This window comes from Agrobacterium tumefaciens (assembly GCA_025560025.1).
Taxonomy (GTDB): Bacteria; Pseudomonadota; Alphaproteobacteria; order Rhizobiales; family Rhizobiaceae; genus Agrobacterium.
The window spans coordinates 2,083,675-2,104,376 of sequence record CP048485.1; the positions used below are offsets into that span (position 1 = coordinate 2,083,675).

General features: G+C 61.5%; 20 protein-coding genes. 5 read left to right on the forward strand and 15 right to left on the reverse strand.

The genetic code is table 11. The features are described from left to right. Positions 1-5: 5 nt before the first annotated feature. From ureC to FY152_10300, 15 genes are all read right to left on the reverse strand, one after another. Positions 6-1,715, reverse strand: coding sequence for an urease subunit alpha (gene ureC, locus FY152_10230; GenBank protein UXS32446.1), 1,710 nt, complete (start codon positions 1,713-1,715; stop codon positions 6-8). A gap of 4 nt (positions 1,716-1,719) precedes the next feature. Next, the gene (locus FY152_10235; GenBank protein UXS32447.1) at positions 1,720-2,364 is read right to left on the reverse strand and encodes a Urease operon accessory protein; all 645 of its coding nucleotides are present in this window, start codon (positions 2,362-2,364) and stop codon (positions 1,720-1,722) included. Between the two features lie 4 nt (positions 2,365-2,368). Beyond that, positions 2,369-2,791 (reverse strand): lysozyme inhibitor LprI family protein, encoded by a 423-nt coding sequence (locus FY152_10240; protein UXS32448.1) that lies wholly within the window; start codon positions 2,789-2,791, stop codon positions 2,369-2,371. 3 nt (positions 2,792-2,794) lie between these two features. After that, a complete protein-coding gene (locus FY152_10245) occupies positions 2,795-3,151 on the reverse strand; it encodes a GFA family protein (GenBank protein UXS32449.1) in 357 nt (118 codons plus the stop codon). A gap of 1 nt (position 3,152) precedes the next feature. Further along, positions 3,153-3,458 (reverse strand): urease subunit beta, encoded by a 306-nt coding sequence (locus FY152_10250; protein UXS32450.1) that lies wholly within the window; start codon positions 3,456-3,458, stop codon positions 3,153-3,155. 20 nt (positions 3,459-3,478) lie between these two features. Then, complete coding sequence (locus FY152_10255) at positions 3,479-3,736, reverse strand: DUF1272 domain-containing protein (GenBank protein ID UXS32451.1); 258 nt, start codon at positions 3,734-3,736, stop codon at positions 3,479-3,481. Between the two features lie 10 nt (positions 3,737-3,746). Then, positions 3,747-4,049 carry an urease subunit gamma gene (locus FY152_10260; protein UXS32452.1) on the reverse strand — a complete coding sequence of 101 codons (303 nt, stop codon included), beginning with the start codon at positions 4,047-4,049 and terminating at the stop codon, positions 3,747-3,749. A 110-nt stretch (positions 4,050-4,159) separates the two neighbouring features. Next, positions 4,160-5,011 (reverse strand): urease accessory protein UreD, encoded by an 852-nt coding sequence (locus tag FY152_10265; GenBank protein ID UXS32453.1) that lies wholly within the window; start codon positions 5,009-5,011, stop codon positions 4,160-4,162. Then, positions 4,918-6,171, reverse strand: coding sequence for a polyhydroxybutyrate depolymerase (locus FY152_10270; GenBank protein UXS32454.1), 1,254 nt, complete (start codon positions 6,169-6,171; stop codon positions 4,918-4,920). Before FY152_10270 ends, FY152_10265 begins: the two co-directional genes overlap by 94 nt. 255 nt (positions 6,172-6,426) lie before the next feature. Continuing rightward, complete coding sequence (gene urtE / locus FY152_10275; GenBank protein UXS32455.1) at positions 6,427-7,122, reverse strand: urea ABC transporter ATP-binding subunit UrtE; 696 nt, start codon at positions 7,120-7,122, stop codon at positions 6,427-6,429. A 196-nt stretch (positions 7,123-7,318) separates the two neighbouring features. Next, positions 7,319-8,080 (reverse strand): urea ABC transporter ATP-binding protein UrtD, encoded by a 762-nt coding sequence (gene urtD, locus FY152_10280; GenBank protein ID UXS32456.1) that lies wholly within the window; start codon positions 8,078-8,080, stop codon positions 7,319-7,321. Between the two features lie 7 nt (positions 8,081-8,087). After that, positions 8,088-9,263 carry an urea ABC transporter permease subunit UrtC gene (gene urtC / locus FY152_10285; GenBank protein ID UXS32457.1) on the reverse strand — a complete coding sequence of 392 codons (1,176 nt, stop codon included), beginning with the start codon at positions 9,261-9,263 and terminating at the stop codon, positions 8,088-8,090. Continuing rightward, positions 9,260-10,873, reverse strand: a complete 1,614-nt coding sequence (gene urtB, locus FY152_10290; protein UXS32458.1) for an urea ABC transporter permease subunit UrtB — start codon at positions 10,871-10,873, stop codon at positions 9,260-9,262. The genes urtC and urtB overlap by 4 nt, the downstream gene beginning before the upstream one ends. A gap of 270 nt (positions 10,874-11,143) precedes the next feature. Beyond that, complete coding sequence (gene urtA / locus FY152_10295; protein UXS32459.1) at positions 11,144-12,433, reverse strand: urea ABC transporter substrate-binding protein; 1,290 nt, start codon at positions 12,431-12,433, stop codon at positions 11,144-11,146. A gap of 350 nt (positions 12,434-12,783) precedes the next feature. Continuing rightward, positions 12,784-12,990, reverse strand: a complete 207-nt coding sequence (locus FY152_10300) for a DUF2735 domain-containing protein (protein UXS32460.1) — start codon at positions 12,988-12,990, stop codon at positions 12,784-12,786. Between the two features lie 480 nt (positions 12,991-13,470). Here FY152_10300 and FY152_10305 point away from each other — a divergent pair, with 480 nt between their 5' ends. The 5 genes from FY152_10305 to FY152_10325 all read left to right on the forward strand — a co-directional run bounded on the left by FY152_10305 (position 13,471) and on the right by FY152_10325 (position 20,665). Then, complete coding sequence (locus FY152_10305; protein ID UXS32461.1) at positions 13,471-14,505, forward strand: glutamine synthetase; 1,035 nt, start codon at positions 13,471-13,473, stop codon at positions 14,503-14,505. Positions 14,506-14,723: 218 nt separating this feature from the next. Further along, entirely contained in the window at positions 14,724-15,494 is a 771-nt protein-coding gene (locus tag FY152_10310) for an SDR family oxidoreductase (GenBank protein UXS32462.1), read from the forward strand. 31 nt (positions 15,495-15,525) lie between these two features. After that, entirely contained in the window at positions 15,526-18,921 is a 3,396-nt protein-coding gene (locus tag FY152_10315; protein UXS32463.1) for a response regulator, read from the forward strand. Continuing rightward, a complete protein-coding gene (locus FY152_10320; GenBank protein ID UXS32464.1) occupies positions 18,918-19,847 on the forward strand; it encodes a response regulator transcription factor in 930 nt (309 codons plus the stop codon). Before FY152_10315 ends, FY152_10320 begins: the two co-directional genes overlap by 4 nt. Positions 19,848-20,128: 281 nt before the next feature. Further along, the gene (locus tag FY152_10325; protein UXS32465.1) at positions 20,129-20,665 is read left to right on the forward strand and encodes an AAA family ATPase; all 537 of its coding nucleotides are present in this window, start codon (positions 20,129-20,131) and stop codon (positions 20,663-20,665) included. The last annotated feature ends 37 nt before the right edge of the window (positions 20,666-20,702 follow it).

The following is a 20,702-nucleotide window of genomic DNA, read 5'->3' on the forward strand; positions in this document are numbered from 1 at the left end:
TGCCGTCAGAACAGGAAATAACGCTGTGCCATCGGCAGCACCGTTGCCGGTTCGCAGGTCAGAAGCTCGCCATCGGCGCGCACTTCGTAGGTTTCGGGATCGACCTCGATATGGGGGGTCAGCGAATTGTGGATCATCGACGCCTTGGAAATACCACCGCGCACATTCTTTACCGGCAGCAGTTTCTTGGCGACGCCGAGGCGCTGGGCAAGGCCGGCATCCAGCGACGCCTGCGACACGAAAGTGACCGAGGAATTGGTGCGCAGCTTGCCATAGGCGGCAAACATCGGCCGGTAATGCATCGGCTGCGGCGTGGGAATGGAGGCATTCGGATCGCCCATCGGTGCGGCGGCAATCGAGCCGCCAAGCAGCACCATCTCCGGCTTCACGCCGAAAAAGGCCGGGTTCCACAAGACGAGATCGGCGCGCTTGCCGACTTCGATGGAGCCGATCTCGTGGCTGACGCCCTGGGCGATGGCCGGGTTGATGGTATATTTGGCGATGTAACGGCGGACACGGAAATTGTCGTTTTCGCCGGTCTCTTCCTTCAGGCGGCCGCGCTGGCGCTTCATCTTGTCGGCCGTCTGCCAGGTGCGGATCGCCACTTCGCCGACGCGGCCCATGGCCTGGCTGTCGGAAGAGATGATCGAAAACGCGCCGATATCGTGAAGAATATCCTCCGCCGCGATGGTTTCCTTGCGAATGCGGCTTTCGGCAAAGGCGATATCTTCGGGAATGGACGGCGACAGGTGGTGGCACACCATCAGCATGTCCAGATGTTCGGCGAGCGTATTGACGGTATAGGGCCGTGTCGGGTTGGTGGAAGACGGAATGACGTTGGGATTGCCGCAGACCTTGATGATATCGGGCGCATGCCCGCCACCCGCCCCTTCGGTGTGGAAGGCATGGATGGTGCGGCCCTTGATGGCGGCGACCGTATCTTCCACGAAGCCGCTTTCGTTCAGCGTGTCGGTGTGGATCATCACCTGCACATCGTATTGATCGGCCACCGTCAGGCAATTGTCGATGGCGGCCGGCGTCGTGCCCCAGTCCTCATGCAGCTTCAGCGAAGAGGCGCCGGCAAGGATCATCTCTTCCAGCGGTGCGGGCAGCGATGCATTGCCCTTGCCGGCCAGCGCCAGATTCATCGGAAAAGCATCAAAGCTTTCGATCATCCGCTCGATATGCCAGGCGCCGGTGCAGGTGGTGGCGAGCGTGCCATGCGCCGGGCCGGAGCCGCCGCCCAGCATGCAGGTCACGCCACTCATCAGCGCTTCCTCGATCTGCTGCGGGCAGATGTAATGGATATGCGCGTCCATGCCGCCAGCCGTCAGTATCTTGCCTTCCCCAGCAATCGCCTCCGTCGAAGGGCCGACGATGATCGTCACGCCGGGCTGCGTATCCGGGTTGCCCGCCTTGCCGATGGCGTGGATGCGGCCGTTCTTCAGGCCAACATCGGCCTTGTAGATACCGCTATGGTCAACGATCACCACATTGGTGATGACGGTATCGACAGCGCCTTCCGCCCGTGTCGCCTGGCTCTGGCCCATGCCGTCGCGAATGACCTTGCCGCCGCCGAATTTCACTTCCTCGCCATAGGTCGTGTGGTCCTTCTCGATCTCGATGAAGAGTTCGGTATCGGCAAGACGTACCTTGTCGCCGACGGTCGGGCCGAACATGCCGGCATAGGCGGCGCGGGAAATCTTGTAAGGCATAGGCTCAGGCTCCTTCGGACGCGGAGAAAATCGATGTGGAAGAAATTCGTGTCAGCCTGCCCTGAGACGCCAGGGCCTCGACCAGCTGTTGTTCGGCGGCAAACGGATGCCCGCTCCAGCCCTGATGGCCGAAACCGGCAATCGCCACCTCGTCACCATCGTCGCTCACGCTCTCGAGGACATGGGCGATGGCGAAAAGGCCGGTGCTGGGGCAGACATAGGGCGCGGGCGCATAGGCTTCGAGCGCAGCATCAAGCCTTTCATGCACACCGCGCGGAATGACGATGTGAGCCTTGCCGGCTCCTCGTGCGATGGCGGCAAAGCCGGCGGTATAATCGGCGCAGAAATCGGTCAGTTCCGGCCAGCGCGCGCGGATATCCGGCTCCATTTCGGCAAATTTCGCCGGATCGCGCACAGACCAGATGGCGGAGGCCTGCCGCACACCGTCACTCTCGCGCCATTCGCTCCCCTCAGTCATCTCAAGGCCCGGCCGCCCGGTATTGCACACCGCCACCACATCGGTGCGTGTGCCGCCTGGCCCGAGCGACCGGCAATCATTGAAGCGGATGACGATATCGGAACAATCGATGAAATCAGCAGCACCCGGCGGCAGTTCCCCGTTTCCAACGATCGTGATGCGCCGCCCCATGCGTTCAGAAACCTTCCGACAGCTGGCGCAGCTCTTCCGCCCGCTTGCCGCTCATCTCGGCAAGGCAGGAGGAAATCAGCATCGGCTCCATCGAACCGCCGCGCGCCTGAAAGCCTGAAAGCGCGCAATTGGCGTCACGAAACGCCACCCAGGCGCGCTGGGCAGTCACCAGCGCGTCGGTCGCACCCTTGCCATCTGCATCCGCCGCCTTGTCGCGCTCGGTGAGCAGCTTGCGCAGCTTCTGATATTCGGCGTTCAACTGCTTGTCGGCCTTTTCGTAATCCTTGCCGGCGCAGATGGTCATGTCCGCCTGCGTCTGCGGGGCCTTGCAATCCGGCTCGCCCTGCGCAGCGGCCGGCATGGACAGGCCGGCCGTCGCACAAAGAAACACCGCCGCCAGAAGGACGTTTTTTCGGCTCATCTCCATCGCTCAGGCCGCCGCGCCATCGAAAGCCTGCGGCTTCAGCGCCCGGGGATCGACACCATCGAGACAATTGGCATTGACCGCCACCATCGGCGTTCCGTCCGGCCCATCGGCATAAGCAAAGCTCTCGATGCCGCAGGTGGAGCAGAAAAGATGATGGATCTTGTGTTTGTTGAAGAGATATTCCGCCAGCTTGTCCTCGCCGGAAAGCAGCGTGAATTTCTCACGCGGCGCAAAGGCCAGCGTGGAACCCAGGCGCTTGCAGCGCGAACAATTGCAGATGACGGTATGGTCGAGATCGGCATCGACCTCGAAGCTCACATCGCCACACTGGCAGCTTCCATGATAATGCGCCGTCGCCATTTCATAACCTCCCCATGACCTGTTGACGGAAACCGTAAACCTCGCGCTTGCCGGAAAGCGGCACCAGCGTCACTTCCCGCTTCTGGCCGGGTTCGAAACGAACCGCCGTGCCGGCGGGAATATCGAGGCGCATGCCGCGTGCCTTGTCGCGGTCAAAGAGAAGACCCGCATTGGTCTCATAGAAATGATAGTGGCTGCCCACCTGCACCGGCCGGTCGCCCGAATTGGCGACTTCGATGGTCACGGTCGGCTGGCCGGCATTGAGTTCGATGCTGCCCTCTGCGGCAATGATTTCGCCGGGTTTCATGGTGCTCTCCCTTATCTGTTTCAGGCGGCGGTCGCGGCCGCGCAGCCTTCGGCCTTCAGCACGCGCTTCGTGGACGCCGGATTATTGACGAGTTTCGCCGCCGGGCGAACGGGCCTGCGAACCAGCTCACCGCCGCAATTCGGGCAGGCGCCGTGAAGCACATCCGTCACGCAATCGATGCAGAAGGTGCATTCGAACGAGCAGATCATCGCATCCCGGCTGTCGGGAGCAAGATCGCGGTCGCAGCATTCGCAATTTGGTCGAAGCTCCAGCGCCATATTCGCCCCTTTACCGTATCGGTTCGTGAACGGTCACCAGCTTGGTGCCATCGGGAAACGTCGCTTCCACCTGCACATCATGGATCATTTCGGCGATGCCTTCCATCACCTGGTCGCGGGAAATGACATGCGCGCCGGCTTCCATCAGCTCGGCAACGGCACGGCCGTCGCGGGCGCCCTCGACCACGAAATCGGTAATCAGCGCAATCGCTTCGGGATAGTTCAGCTTCACGCCGCGTTCCAGCCGGCGGCGTGCCACCATGGCGGCCATGGAAATCAGCAGCTTGTCTTTTTCTCTTGGGCTAAGGTTCATCGTGGTCCCGCAGCTTTCGCACCTGCCCCGCAAATCAAAGCGTTTCCGGGGCCAAATTCGACTTGTTTGACAGACCCCGAAGGACGCCGGTTGCCGACGATCCGAAGGGTTTACAGATTCCAGACTTTCGGCACTGGCGCGCCGTTTCGCAAGAGCGAAATGATCGGAAAAAGTAATTTTCTCAAGGAGAAACCATCTTCGGCAGAGACGCGAACAACAAGCTTGCCCTGCCATTCGCTGGCGCCGCCGCTTTCCCCGGCAATAGCCCGGATTTTAGGCAGAAGCGCCTCGGCCAGAGGCCCGATATAAAGCAGCGTCGCAAAGGCGACCTGACCGGCCAGAACCGCCGGTTTCGCGGTCAGCGCCGCTACCTCGCCTTGCAGCAGAAGCTCTTCGGCATGCACCAGCTTACCCCCGTGGTGAATACGCCAGCGGTCGCGGAAAAGGCCATGCGCCATCGCCTCGCCCATGGCCTGGCGACCGAGCAGCACGGCTTCGACGGCGATGAATTCGGAAGATTGGTCGAGATCGGCTTCCAGCCGGCGGGTCAGCGACGCCCGGTCGAAGAGAATGGTTTCCTGCGGCAGCCAGTGCAATCGGGCGTTCGGCCCGGCGGAAACCCGGGCGGTAACGGTGGCGGTTCCGGAGGATGCCTTGTAAACCTTCTCGCAGGCCTGCGTGGTCACCACCAGCGATGTGCCGGCGCCGGCCACCGCCTGCCATTCAAGTTCGTCTCCGCCGGTCAGGCCGCCGGAGGAATTGATGAGAATGGCTTCGGCTTCGTTCGAAAAGGTTTCCGGCAGGCGGATTTTGGCGCAGCCTTCCTGGAACAATTCCTCCAGCCGGCTGCGCCCTTCAACCGCTTTGGTTACAATGCGTCCTCTGCCACGGGCGCGCTGCTGCCGGACAGGTTGAGCGTCTTGGCGACCGGAAGGGCCGATGGCTTGCTGTTCTGGCTGCACGCGGTCTCCGAAGCGGTTGCGGAAGCGGACGAGGCCTTTGCGCCGCAATCCTTCTTGACGACGGCATCCACGACCAGCTGCCCTTCCGTATTGCGGAAGAAATCCCACATTCTTTCCGCCGCATCAACCGTGCGCGTCACTTCGCCTGTGGGCATCTTGCGCTCCACGGCCGGTTCCGCCTTCGGCGTCTGTTCGCCGCCCGGCTTGCGGGTGACGACGGCGCTCGCCGCCAGCACTTCCGCCTTCATGGTGGCGCGCGGCCAGGCGTGGTCCCAATCGTTGATGACATAGGACTGAATGCGTGCGCCGGCCTTGCAGACGTCATAAGAATTGACGGTGAAACTTTCGCCCACCTTGCTTTTGGCAGCGCCCTTGCAGCCGTCCATCTCGGCCCAGCGCTTCAGCGCCGTCTCGCCGCCATATTGCCAATAGGATTTGCCGCCGCCCTGATAGGGGTTGGCGGGATCCTTCAGCCCGGCAAAGGCGATGATGGACATCGGCCGCGCCGGCGTGCAGCTTGCCGCATCCGGTGCCCATTTGCCCTCGGTCTCCAGCGGATAACCCGCGCGCAGCGAGGCGACGAAACCGGCAGCGGTGAAATCCGCGCTGCCATTGCAGATGAATTGCGACAGCATGCGCCCGCCGCCGGAATAACCGGAACCGTAAAAACGCTCCTCATCGACGCAGAACTTGCCCTTCACCATGGTGATGGCATCGCGAATGAAGCCGACCTCGTCCAGCCCGCCCGGACGCTTGGTGACGCCGGGAACATTCCAGGCATGGGTGCCGGGCAATTCGCCATTCAGGCTGCCGGCCAGCGCCACGACCACCAGACCGTCACGCTCGGCCAGCTTGTCCCAGCCGCTGCGGTTCAGCTGGCCATGCGGATTGCTGTTGGAGCCATGGAAATCGAACACGACAGGCAGCGGCTTTTTTCCGTCATAGGCCGAGGGAACAAAATAGACGCCGTCGCGTTTTTCACCGTTGGAGAGAATGGAAAAATCATGCCTGCCCGGTTCCATGCCGGGTCCGGGCAACTGACCGCAGGTCGATGCCGACGCTGCGACACCGGCGCTCGCGCACATCGCAAGACCCAGAAAGAGGGTGCGGGCGGAGCGGAACAGCCGGGCGGCCCGGCCAATGGCAAAGTCTTGATTCATTGACACGCCTTTATTGGGCACGGTTTCCCCGACGATACGTCGGACGTGCGTGGAATGTAAGGGATCAACTGTCGCGGCGTGCGAATAGACTTTTCCTGTGTCTCGCATGCAGCATTTGCGCTGCCAATATCACAGGCTTTTATTCAATGAAATGCTAAAATTACGCATGAAAGCCATGTCGAGACGCATAGGCTTTCAAAATATTAATCGGCCGTTTGCACGCCGTGATCGGCGCACAGGGGTTTTAGTCTCGATTTATACTGTCAGGTGACGCCGCGCTTCCGGCGTATCCAGCGTTTCGGCCAGCCCCTGATGCACGATTTCACCCCGGTCCATGATGTAGACGTAATCGGCAAGCTCGCGGCAGAAATCCAGATATTGCTCGACCAGCAGGATCGCCATGCCGGTAGAATCGCGCAGATATTTGATCGCCCGGCCGATATCCTTGATGATCGACGGCTGAATGCCCTCGGTCGGCTCGTCGAGAACGAGAATTTTCGGCCGCGTCACCAAAGCCCGGCCGATGGCGAGCTGCTGCTGCTGTCCGCCAGAGAGATCGCCGCCGCGCCTTCCCAGCATGGATTGCAGCACCGGAAACAGGCTGAAAATATCGTCGGGAATGAACCGTTCCTTACGCGGCAGCGGCGCATAGCCGCTTTCGAGATTCTCCTGCACGCTGAGCAGCGGAAAGATTTCCCGCCCCTGCGGCACGTAACCGACACCGCGCTTGGCCCGGTGGTAAGGCGCCAGCCCATCCAGCGACGCCCCTTCAAAGCTGATCGTCCCGGCACTAATGGCGTGCTGCCCGGTAACGGCCCGCAGCAGCGAGCTTTTGCCCACCCCGTTGCGGCCGAGGACGCAGGTGATCTTGCCCATCTCCGCCGTCAGCGAAACGCCACGGAGCGCTTGGGCTGCGCCGTAATGGAGGTTGATGTTGTCGACGTTCAGCATGGTGAGACTCCATTGGCGCATTGGTGGGAGGCGTTACCCCCCTCTGCCCTGCCGGGCATCTCCCCCTCAAGGGGGGAGATCGGCAAGCGGCGAAAACTCTGCCCATGGAACGGGCGGGTGCGGCATCTGATCTCCCCCCTTGAGGGGGAGATGCCCGGCAGGGCAGAGGGGGGTATCACGAGCGCAAACACCACCATCACCGCCCCAGATAATTCTCGATCACCTTCGGATCGTTCGACACGAAATCAATCGACCCTTCGGCCAGCACCGAGCCTTCGGCAAGGCACGTCACCTTCACCCCTAGTTCGCGGATGAAACCCATGTCATGCTCCACCACCACAACCGAACGGGTCTTGGCGATTTCCTTCAAAAGCACGGCGGTTTCGGCGGTTTCCGCATCCGTCATGCCGGCCACCGGCTCGTCCACCAGCAAGAGCTTCGGCTCCTGCGCCAAGAGCATGCCGATTTCCAGCCATTGTTTCTGGCCGTGCGAGAGGTTGGCGGCGAGATCGCCGCGGCGGTGGCTCAAGCGCACGGTGGCGAGGATTTCCTCGATGCGGGCCTTGTCTTCCTCCGTCAGCCGGTAAAACAGCGTCGCGAACACGCCGCGCTTGCGGTTGAGCGCCAGTTCCAGATTGTCCCAGACGGTATGGCTTTCAAAGACCGTCGGTTTCTGGAACTTTCGTCCGATGCCGAGCTGGGCGATATCCGCCTCGTCCTTTTTGGTGAGGTCGATGCTGTCTTCGAACAGCACCGTGCCGGTATCCGGCCGCGTCTTGCCGGTGATGATATCCATCATCGTCGTCTTGCCAGCACCGTTCGGGCCGATAATGGCGCGCAGCTCGCCCGGTTCCACCACGAAGGAGAGGGAATTGAGCGCCCTGAACCCATCGAAGGACACCGAGACGCCGTCGAGATAAAGCAGGCTTTTCGTTCTGTTTTCGGAAATCGTGTTCATATCCGTCTCACTCCGCCGCCTGTTGCGCCACTGTTGCGGCGCTGTCATTGCCCGGCTGTGTGCCGCCTGCCGCAAGCGCGACCCGCTTTTCGCGCCGCCGGACCAGATAGTGTTGCAGCGTGCCGACGATGCCCTTGGGGAAGAACAGCGTCACCGCGATGAACAGCCCGCCCAGCGCAAACAGCCAGAATTCGGGGAAAGCGCCGGTGAAATAGCTCTTGCCGCCATTGACCAGGACAGCGCCGATAATCGGCCCGATCAGCGTGCCGCGCCCGCCCACCGCCGTCCACACCACCACTTCGATGGAGTTGGCGGGCGAAAATTCGCCGGGATTGATGATGCCCACCTGCGGCACGAACAGCGCGCCGGCAATGCCCGCCATCATGGCCGAAACGACGAAGGTGAAGAGCTTGATGTTTTCCACCCGGAAACCGAGGAAACGCACCCGGCTTTCGGCATCGCGCACGCCCACCAGCACCTTGCCGAATTTGGAATTGACGATGCCGGAGGCGATCAGCAGCGAGAGCGCCAGCATCACCGCCGTCATGGCGAACAGCACAGCGCGCGTACCATCCGCCTGCACCGAGAAGCCGAGAATATCCTTAAAATCGGTCAGCCCATTATTGCCGCCGAAACCCATGTCGTTGCGGAAGAAGGCGAGCAGCAGGGCATAGGTCATGGCCTGGGTGATGATGGAGAGATAAACACCGTTGACACGCGAGCGGAAAGCGAACCAGCCGAACACGAAGGCCAGCAGCCCCGGCACCACCAGCACCATCAGCGCCGCAAACCAGAACATGTCGAAGCCCTGCCAGAACCACGGCAGTTCCTTCCAGTTGAGGAACACCATGAAATCAGGCAGCACCGGATGACCATAAACCCCGCGCGTGCCGATCTGCCGCATCAGATACATGCCCATGGCATAACCGCCGAGCGCGAAGAAGGCGGCATGGCCGAGCGAGAGAATGCCGCAATAACCCCAGACGAGATCGAGCGCGAGCGCCAGCAGCGCATAGGCCAGATATTTGCCGAGCATCGACATGATATAGGTCGGAATGCGGAGTGCGCTATCGGCCGGCAGCAGCAGGTTGGAGGCCGGCACCAGCACGGCAATGGCCAGAATGATGCCGATGGCGATGGAGATGCGGCGGTCGAGCGCGCGCAGGAGGAAGCCGGTAATCATGCTTCGATCGCCCTTCCCTTGAGTGCGAAGAGACCGCGCGGCCGCTTCTGGATGAACAGGATGATGAGAACGAGCACGAGGATCTTGCCGAGCACGGCGCCGACCGTCGGCTCAAGGAACTTGTTGAGCACGCCGAGAGACAGGGCGCCAACCAGCGTTCCCCAGAGATTGCCGACGCCGCCGAACACCACCACCATGAAACTGTCGATGATGTAGCTCTGGCCGAGATTGGGCGAGACATTGTCGATCTGCGACAGCGCCACGCCGGCAAGACCGGCAACGCCCGAACCAAGCGCGAAGGTAAAGGCATCCACCCACGGCGTGCGAATGCCCATGGAAGAGGCCATGCGGCGGTTCTGCGTCACGGCGCGCATCTGCAACCCGAAGGCGGAGCGCTTCAGGAGAACCAGCAGCGCGAAGAAGACCGAAAGCGAGAAGCAGACGATCCACACCCGGTTCCAGGTGAAGTTGAGATAACCGACGCTGAAGGAGCCGGACATCCAGCTCGGGCTGCCGACCTCACGATTGGTAGGCCCGAAGATGGAGCGCACGCCCTGTTGCAGGATGAGCGAGATGCCCCAGGTGGCGAGAAGCGTTTCGAGCGGCCGCCCGTAAAGAAAGCGAATGACGCCGCGCTCCATCACGAGGCCGACGAAGGCCGTCACCAGAAAGGCGGCGGGCAGAGCGATGGCGAGCGACCAGTCGAACAGGCCGGGGAAATGCGTGCGGATCACCTCCTGCACCATGAAGGTGGAGTAAGCGCCGATCATCACCATCTCGCCATGCGCCATGTTGATGATGCCCATCACGCCGAAGGTGATGGCAAGGCCGATGGCGGCGAGCAGCAACACGGAACCGAGCGACAGGCCGTACCAGACATTCTGCGCATAATCCCAGAAGGCAAGGGAGCTTTCGATGCTCGATATGGCGCTGTCGATATCCGGTTTCAGGCTCTGATCCACCGACGAGGAAGCCGCCATCAGAATGCCGATGGCATCGCGCCCGCCAAGGCTCTTGATGGTGGCGATTGCCTCTTTCTTCTGTTCGAGCGACCGTTCGGAGGAGAGCAGCGAGACAGCCCGCGCCTCCTCCATCCGGGTCCGCACCTCAGTATCGGCCTCCTTGGCGATGGCCGCTTCCAGCAATTCGAGATTTTCCGCGCTCGGCGCTTTCAGAACGGCGTCCGCCGCGGAAAGCCGCACGGATTTTTCCGGGCTCAGCAGGGTCAGGCCACCGAGTGCGGCGCGGATGACGCGGCGCAGATTATTGTTGACCTTGATCTTGCTGACGGCCGCCTTCGGCGCTTCACCCGCACTTTCGCCCGTCAGCGGATCGATCAGCGTAAAATTGGAACCTGCCGGTTTCGTCATGAACACCAGATTGTCGGCCTTGCGCACGTAAAGATCGCCCGCCGCAAAAGCCTCGAGCGCCGGCACGACACGCGCATCGCCCGTGGCGGCGATCTGCCCGATCAGCACTTCGGCCTGCTTGAAATCCGCCGTGCCGAGCTGGTCGATCAGCGCCTTCGGCTCGCTTTGCGCGAAGGATTGGGCTGCGATCCCCAGGGTGAGCCAGAGGAAGATGGCTCCAAGAAAAGATCGGATCGTCATGTCGGGTTCCTTGGGCGTTTTAATTTTGTGCGACCTGAATATGCCGCTTACCCCCCTCTGCCCTGCCGGGCATCTCCCCCTCAAGGGGAGAGATCGACCTGTGGCGAGGTCTCGCCCATCTCGATGTTTGAGAATGAAGTGGCGAGAAAGCGTCTTCCCGATCTCCCCCCTTGAGGGGGAGATGCCCGGCAGGGCAGAGGGGGGTAATTCTTGTTCAGTTTCCAATGAGAAAACCGCCCCCAGCAAGGGGAGCGGCACCCACCTCGCTAATCAGCTACCCTTGCCGCCGCACTTCCCACTGGCCACATTGAAGTTGCCGCAAGACATCGGCTTCCTCCAGTCCGAGATCAGATCCTTCGAGTCCGGCAGATAATCCGACCACTCGTCACCCACGACCTGCGGCGTCTGCTGCACGATTTCGAACTGGCCATCGGCCTGGATTTCGCCGATCAGCACCGGCTTGGTGATGTGGTGGTTCGGCATGACGGTGGAGTAGCCGCCCGAAAGGTTCGGCACGGAAACGCCGATGATCGAGTCGAGAACCTTGTCCGTATCCGTCGTGCCGGCGGATTCGACGGCCTTTACCCAGGCGTTGAAGCCGATATAGGCGGCTTCCATCGGGTCGTTGGTCACGCGCTTGTCGTTCTTGGTAAAGGCATGCCAGGTCTTGATGAATTCGGCATTGACCGGCGCATCGACGGACTGGAAGTAGTTCCAGGCGGCAAGGTGGCCGACCAGCGGTGCGGTATCGAGACCGGCAAGCTCTTCTTCACCAACCGAGAAGGCGACGACGGGAATGTCTTCAGCCTTGATGCCCTGGTTCGCCAGTTCCTTGTAGAAAGGCACGTTGGCATCGCCGTTGATGGTGGAGACCACGGCGGTCTTCTTGCCGGCCGAGCCGAATTTCTTGATGTCGGACACGATCGTCTGCCAGTCGGAATGACCGAACGGCGTGTAGTTGATCATGATGTCCTCTTCCTTGACGCCCTTCGACATCAGGTAGGCCTTCAGGATCTTGTTGGTGGTCTGCGGATAGACATAGTCCGTGCCGGCCAGAACCCAGCGCTCAACGCCTTCGGTATTGGCGAGGTAGTCTACGGCCGGAATGGCCTGCTGGTTGGGTGCAGCACCCGTGTAGAAGATGTTGCGCGAGGATTCTTCACCCTCGTACTGAACCGGATAGAACAGGATCGAATTCAGTTCCTCGAAAACAGGCAGAACAGACTTGCGCGACGAAGACGTCCAGCAGCCGAAAACGGCGGCAACCTTGTCCTGCGAAATCAGCTGGCGGGCCTTTTCGGCGAAAAGCGGCCAGTCGGAAGCCGGATCGACCACCACGGCTTCGAGTTTCTTGCCGAGCACGCCGCCCTTCTTGTTCTGCTCGTCGATGAGCATCAGCATGGCGTCCTTCAGCGTCGTTTCTGAAATCGCCATCGTACCGGACAGCGAATGCAGCACGCCGACCTTGATGGTGTCGTCAGCGGCAAAAGCGCCGTGGAAGGCGGTGGTGGACAGGATCGCGCCAAGCAGCGCGGCACTAAGCGTCTTGCGGAATATCATCGGAAGAACCCCTCTCCTTGTTGGCCTCTCGTGGAGGCTCAGCGGCATCTGCGGCCGCTGCTGGAAGGACTATCGATCTCGTGAGAGCGAAACCGTATACGTCAATTGACGTAGGCGGGGTGGCGAAAGATGCAGGGGGGGAATAAGCTGAACCTGAAGGTGCCTGTCTGTGAAGCAGGAGGCCTCGGCTTGTTTCTTCTCCCCGCCGGGGAGAAGTCCGCGGCAGCGGGATGAGGGGGGCGAGCGCCGCGATATACGGAGGGGTTGCCCCCTCATCCGACCCTTCGAGCCACCTTCTCCCCACGGGGAGAAGAAATGCGCGGCGCGGTCTCACATCAGGAATGCGACCATCAGGAATGCGGCTTGTCGTTCCGCTCTTCGTCGCGGATCGCATCGTCGTGATACCACGAACCGAAATCGATATGCGGCTCCTGCGCCTGACGCTCGAGGTCGCTGAGGCTGCTGTTGCGGAACTTGGAAAGACCCGCGCGCCCGCCGACCGGGAATTGATAGATCGTTGCCGTCTCGCGATGAATGCCAGTTGCCATTTCGATCATCTCACTTTGTTTGCATCGAAGCACTTTATGTCTGGAGCTAACCCGCAAAGGCCAGATTCGCTCCGTTTGATTAAAAAAAAATCACCTTGCGAAAAATATAGGCATTAATCGGCTCATCTACAAGAAAAACCATTCCGAAAGCGCCGGTTTTTGGGGCAAATGCCAATCCCTCGCGCGCAACCGAAATCATTGCACCGCAGCAGGGCATTCCGCCGGGAGACGCCAGCTATCTATCAGGATTCAATGATGAAACATGAGGGGTGAATTTGCCTGCCGCAGTGCAGCAGAACCAGCCACGCGTGATATCCAGGCTCCTGCACGACAGGGGGCCTGAAAGATTTTTCGAAAAAATCGCCTGATATCGCCAATCTGGCACGCGGCATGCATCTAAGGGGTCAGCCCTTGAACGCGAATGCGCTTCGGTGGCCAAAGCCACGGGAGGCCTCAAGGCTTCGCATTGTTACCTATGAGAGGTTCGTAATGACTAAGTTCAAACTCGAGTACATCTGGCTGGACGGATACAAGCCGGTCCCCAACCTGCGCGGCAAGACCCAGATCAAGGAATTCGACGAATTCCCCACACTCGAGCAGCTGCCGCTTTGGGGCTTTGATGGCTCGTCCACGCAGCAGGCCGAAGGCCACTCGTCGGATTGCGTGCTGAAGCCCGTCGCGATCTATCCCGACCCGGCCCGCTCCAACGGTGCACTCGTCATGTGCGAAGTCATGATGCCCGATGGCGTCACCCCGCATGCTTCGAACAGCCGCGCAACCATCCTCGACGACGAGGACGCATGGTTCGGCTTCGAACAGGAATATTTCTTCTACCAGGACGGCCGCCCGCTCGGCTTCCCGGAACAGGGTTACCCGGCTCCGCAGGGTCCTTATTACACCGGCGTCGGCTTCAAGAATGTCGGTTCGGTTGCCCGCGAAATCGTTGAAGAGCACCTCGACCTCTGCCTCGAAGCCGGCATCAACCACGAAGGCATCAACGCCGAAGTGGCCAAGGGCCAGTGGGAATTCCAGGTATTCGGCAAGGGCTCCAAGCGCGCCGCCGACCAGATCTGGATCGCCCGTTACCTGCTCCTTCGTCTTTGCGAACAGTACGGCATCGACGTCGAATTCCATTGCAAGCCGCTCGGCGACACCGACTGGAACGGTTCGGGCATGCACTGCAACTTCTCCACCAAGTTCATGCGCGAAGTTGGCGGCAAGGACTATTTCGAAGCCCTCATGGCCGCTTTCGCCAAGAACTGGAAAGAGCATATCGACGTTTACGGTCCGGACAACCATCTGCGCCTGACCGGCAAGCACGAAACCGCTCCGTGGAACAAGTTCTCCTACGGCGTTGCCGACCGTGGCGCCTCGATCCGCGTTCCGCATTCCTTCGTCAACAACGGTTACAAGGGTTACCTTGAAGACCGTCGTCCGAATTCGCAGGGCTGCCCTTACCAGATCGCTTCCGTCGTTCTGAAGACGATTGCAGAAGTGCCGCTCGCAAAGTCGGCTGCTGCCTGATAAGCTAAGACATGGCGTCGCCCGCAACCGGGCGACGCCATTTTTCTGTCCACCGAACGGCCGGGCCGGTCAGGCGACCTTTCGCCGAGCGCCGCACACGGCATAGTCTTCCCATACGCAAGCTCAAATAAGCGGCGTGGCTTTGACCAACAGCCTCGGGTTTTCCGAAAACCGCACCGTCGTTTTCGGTCCGACGCTCTAAAGCAAGAAGGTGAGCGATGGGCATTCTCCAGAAATTCTCTCTCGAAAACCGCACGGCCATCATCACCGGCAGCGGCCGCGGCCTCGGTTTTGAAATTGCCAGCGCCTTTGCCGAAGCGGGCGCGCATGTGTGGCTGACCGGCCGCAATGCCGAAACGCTGGAACAGGCGGTCGACACGTTGCGCAAGGCTGGCGGCAAGGCCGATTACGCCGCCTTCGATATTGCCGATACCGCCGCCGGCAGCGCCCTTGTTCGCCGTATCATGGACGAGTTCGGCCACCTCGATATCCTCGTCAACAATGTCGGCGCGCGCGACCGCCGCCCGCTTGCCGAATTCAGCGACGAGGACGTGCTGGAGCTGATCCGCACCGACCTCACCTCCTCCATCTCACTGTCGCGGGATGCCGCGGAGGCCATGAACGCCAATGGTTACGGCCGCATCATCACCATCACCTCCATTCTCGGCCACATCGTCCGGCCGGGGGATGCGATCTATCCCGTCGCCAAACAGGGGCTGACCGGCCTGATGCGGGCGATTGCCGTGGAATATGGCGCACGCGGCATCACCAGCAACGCCATCGCGCCCGGCATGTTCGCCACCGAAACCAATGCCGCCCTTGCCGAAAATCCTGAAATGGTGGCCTTCGCCAAGCTGCGGGTGCCGCTGGAGCGCTGGGGCCGGCCGGATGAAATCGCCGGTGCTGCCCTGTTTCTGGCGAGCGACGCGGCCTCCTTCGTCAACGGCCATGTGCTGACGGTGGATGGCGGCATGTCGGTGCGGCTGTGAGAGGCCCGTTGCGGAAAGGCGCTAGATAGGCATGGCCGCACGGCAACGCATCATCCCCGTCAGGCGCGAATATAACCGCTGGGTCGCCAACCAGACGCTGGAAGATTATGCGCTGCGCTTCACCGCCAAGAGCGCCCGGCAATTTTCCTCCAACCGCATTTCCCACACCGCCATCGGCGCGATTTCCTTTCTGGCGCTGGAAGCCATCGGCGGGGCGATCACGCTCTCCTACGGCACCACCAACGCCTTTTACGCCATCCTCGTCGCCGCCATCGCCATGCTCGCCGTCGGCCTGCCGATCAGCCGTTATGCCATCCGCCACGGCGTCGATATTGATCTTCTGACGCGCGGCGCGAGCTTCGGTTATATCGGCTCCACCATCACCTCGCTGATCTATGCCGCCTTCACCTTCATGCTCTTCGCCATCGAAGCGTCGATCATGTCCGGCGCGCTGGAACTGGCGCTCGGCATTCCCCTGTGGATCGGCTACATCATCTCGGCCGTCATGGTCATTCCGCTGGTCACCCATGGTGTGCGCCTCATCAGCCGTTTTCAGATCATCACCCAGCCCTTCTGGATCATCCTCAACGTCCTGCCTTTCGTGTTCATCGCTTTGTTGGACTGGGAAAAATACGATCTCTGGCGGGCCTTTGCCGGCATCCACCACGCCTCCGGCCCGCCGGGAACGGTCGCGGATTTCAATCTCGTGGAATTCGGCGCGGCCTCGGCCGTCATTCTGGCGCTGATGTCGCAGATCGGCGAACAGGTGGACTTCCTGCGCTTCCTGCCGGCCGAAGGCCAGAGCCGCCTGCGCCACCGCATTGCGGTTTTCCTGGCGGGCTCCGGCTGGGTCGTCGTCGGCGTGCCGAAGCTGCTCGCCGGCTCCTTCCTCGTGGTGCTTACCTTCAGTTCCGGCGTCTCGGTGGATCGCGCCGCCGATCCGGCGCAGATGTATCTCACCGCCTTCGGTTACATGATCCCCAACGAAACCGCCGCCATGCTGCTGATGGTCGCCTTCGTGGTCGTCTCGCAGCTGAAGATCAACGTCATGAATGCCTATGCGGGTTCGCTCGCCTGGTCGAATTTCTTCTCGCGCCTCACCCACAGCCACCCCGGCCGCGTCGTCTGGCTGGTCTTCAATGTCGCGATCGCGCTGCTTCTGATGGAACTCGGCATTTACCGGCTGCTGGAAGAAACCCTCGGCATCTTCTCCATCATCGCCATGGCGTGGCTCTGCACCATCTCGGCCGATCTCTTCATCAACAAGCCGCTCGGCCTTGCCCCGCCCGGCATCGAATTCAAACGCGCCCATCTTTACGACATCAATCCCGTCGGCGTCGGCTCCATGGCGCTTTCGGCCACCATTGCGCTGATGGCGCATTTCGGGGCCTTCGGACCGCTCGCCGCATCGCTCGCGCCCTATCTGACGCTGATCGTCGCCTTCATCGCCTCACCGCTGATTGCCTGGGGCACGAAGGGCAAATTTTATCTCGCCCGCAAGCCGCGTCAGAAATGGCGCGAAGAGAGCAGCATCACCTGCTCCATCTGCGAACACCCTTTCGAGCCGGAGGACATGGCCTGGTGTCCGGCCTATGCCGCGCCGATCTGTTCGCTCTGCTGCTCGCTGGACAGCCGCTGCCACGACATGTGCAAGCCGAAGGCCAAGCTGAACTATCAGGTCGCGACCGTCGCGAAATCCTTCCTGCCGGATCAGCTGGTGGCGAAGCTTGCCACCCGGCTCGGACGCTACGGCATGGCGGCGGCGATTGCCGTCACCGCCATCGGCGGCATTCTCGCGATGATCGCCCATCAGGTCGGCACCGCTTCGCCGGAAACGGCCGATGTGGTGAACCGCACCATCCTCATCGTGTTTTTCGTCTTCGCCGTCATTGCCGGCATCGTCTGCTGGTTCCTCGTGCTTGCCCATGACAGCCGGGTGGTGGCGGAAGAGGAATCCTCGCGCCAGAACACGCTACTGCTCAAGGAAATCGCCGCCCATAAAAAGACCGACGCCGCGCTTCAGGACGCCAAGGAAACCGCTGAGGCCGCCAACCGCGCCAAGAGCCGTTATGTCGTCGGCCTCAGCCATGAATTGCGCACGCCGCTCAATGCCGTCCTAGGTTATGCCCAGATCCTCGAGCGCGACGATACCATTCCCCCGCCACGGCAATCAGCAATCAAGGTCATCCGCCGCTCGGCCGATCACCTGTCGGGCCTGATCGACGGGCTTCTCGATATTTCCAAGATCGAGGCCGGGCGGCTTCAGGTCTATTCCAACGAGATCAATATTCAGGATTTCCTCGACCAGATCGTCGATATGTTCCGCCCGCAGGCGCAGGCCAAGGGGCTGGAATTTCGCCACGACCGGTCGCGGGCCCTGCCGCAATATGTCCGCACCGATGAAAAGCGGCTGCGCCAGATCCTCGTCAACCTCATCTCCAACGCCATCAAATTCACCGATGAGGGCGCCGTCACCTTCGATGTCGGTTATCGCAGCCAGGTGGCGAGCTTCACGGTCTCCGATACCGGCCGCGGCATTGCGGAAAAAGACCTCGCCCGCATCTACGAACCCTTCCAGCGCGGCGAGGCAGACAGCGTGCGCCCCATGCCGGGCCTCGGCCTCGGCCTGACCATCACAAGGCTCCTCACCAATACGCTCGGCGGCGAAATTTCCGTTTCCAGCGCAAAGGATGAGGGCTCCACCTTCCGCGTGCGCCTCATGCTGTCAGCCGTGCACCGGCCAAGCACGGCGCCGGCGGCGGAAAAAACCATTCGCTCCTATTCCGGGCCGCGCCGCACCATCGTCGTGGTCGATGACAACGAGGATCATCGCGAGCTGATGCGGCAGGTGCTCTCGCCGCTCGATTTCGTGGTGTTGACCGCCCAGAGCGGGCCGGAATGCCTGACGCTGATCGAAGGCGTGAAGCCCGACCTCTTCCTCATCGATATTTCCATGCCCGGCATGACCGGCTGGCAGCTTGTGACGAAACTGCGTGAAGCCGGCCAGACCGCCCCGCTCATCATGCTCTCGGCCAATATCGGCGACGGGACAGTGGCGGGCGCTGGAGAAGACAACCACAATGACGCCATCGCCAAGCCTGTCGATATCCGCCAGCTTTGCGACAGGCTTGCCGTGCATCTCGGCCTGAAATGGATCTACGAGGCAGATATGCCGCCCCCGCCATCGCCGCCGCCCGTGGCGCAGATCGTCCATCCCGGTGCAATTCACATTCAGGATTTGCAGCGGCTCGGCGAAATAGGCTACATACGCGGCATCGAGGCGAAACTCGCCGATCTTGCCCGCAACACGGAAAACCTGCCCTTCACGCAGGAGCTCGGCACCTATGTGCAGGCCTTCGATCTGGCCGGTTACGCGCATTTTCTCAAACGGTTTGCAGATAGCGACACGGGAGACGGCAAGGCATGAGCGGTCAGGCGGCGGCAGCCCCGAGAGACATCGTATTGCTGGTGGATGACAGCCCGGAAGCACTGGGGTTCCTCACCGACGCGCTGGAACAGTCCGGCTTTTCCGCCCTCATCGCCACCTCGGGACAGGCCGCGCTCAACATTGCCGAACGCATCACGCCCGATATCATCCTGCTCGACGCCGTCATGCCGGCCATGGACGGTTTCGAGACCTGCCGCCGCCTGAAGGCCAATGCGGCGGTGGCGCAGGTGCCCGTCATCTTCATGACCGGGCTGACCGAGACCGAACATGTGGTGCGGGCGCTCGAATCCGGCGGCGTCGATTATCTGACCAAGCCGATCAACATCGACGAGCTGCGCGCCCGCATCCGCGTGCACCTTTCCAATGCCCGCTCGGCGCAAAGCGCCCGCGTCGCGCTCGACGCCGCCGGCCGCCACCTGCTTGCCGTGCGCGCCAATGGCGCCATCCACTGGTCGACGCCACAGGCGACGCGCCTCGTCAACGCCGCCACCGGCCGCGACGACGGCATGGAAATCGTCACCAGCCATATTGGCCGCTGGCTCGCAGAACGTGCGGCGGCGGAAACCGGCCGCGACGTGCCGCTGACGATCACCGAGGCCGGGCGGCCTGCCCTGCAGCTGTCCTTCCTCGGCGCCATGGGGCCGGATGAATTCCTCTTCCGCCTCACGGCCGCCAATGAGAAATCCGGCGATCACCTGCTGCGCGAGCATTTTTCCCTCACCGCCCGGGAATCGGAAGTGCTGCTGTGGATCGCGAAGGGTAAGTCCAACCGCGATATCGGCGACATCCTCGGCCTCTCCGCGCGAACCGTGAACAAGCATCTGGAGCAGATTTATGTGAAGCTCGGGGTGGAAAACCGGGCATCGGCGGCTGTGAAGGCGGCGCATATTCTGCATCAGGGGTGACGACAGCGCTGAGTGTGGTAAGGTTCGTCCAACATATATTTTCCGCTTGAGCGCAGCGTCCGCTCATTGGTCGAGCGGCGATCCCTTGTTTCTTCTCCCCAAGGGGGAGAAGTCCGCGGCAGCGGGATGAGGGGGCAAGCTCTCCGAGATCCGGCAACGTTTCCCCCTCATCCGACCCTTCGGGCCACCTTCTCCCCCTCGGGGAGAAGAAACAAGTGGCATCCCCCACCCCAAAATCACCACCCAAGCCCATCTGAACCCTGTCACAGGATAGAAATCCCATGGACCGCTTCATCATCCTTTCCGGCTGCTCCGGCGGCGGAAAATCCACGCTTCTCGCCGAGCTTGCCCGACGCGGTTTCGCCACCGTGGAAGAGCCCGGCCGCCGCATCGTCATCGCAGAAACCCGCAATGGCGGCACGACCCTGCCGTGGATCGACATCGAAGCCTTCGCCCGCCGCGCCATCGCCATGGCGCTCGAAGACCGGCAAAAGGCCCCGCCGGAAGGCCCGGTCTTCTTCGATCGAGGCCTGATCGACGCCGCCTCGGCACTTCGCTATGTCAACGGTGACAGCTTTATCGATACGCTGCAAAACACGCACCGCTATAACCGGCTCGTTTTCCTCACCCCACCCTGGCCGGAGATTTACCGGGGAGACAGCGAACGCAAACACGGTTTGGATGCGGCGGTGGAGGAGTATGAACGCCTGCTGCGTGATTACGCCCGGCTGGATTATGAGACTGTGGTGCTGCCGAAAGCTCCGGTTTCGGAGCGCGCCGATATCGTGCTGGAGAGGGTGGCGGAGAAAGCCGGCTGAAAAGATGTGATCGCAGCCAGGTGTCTTTGGCCAACCA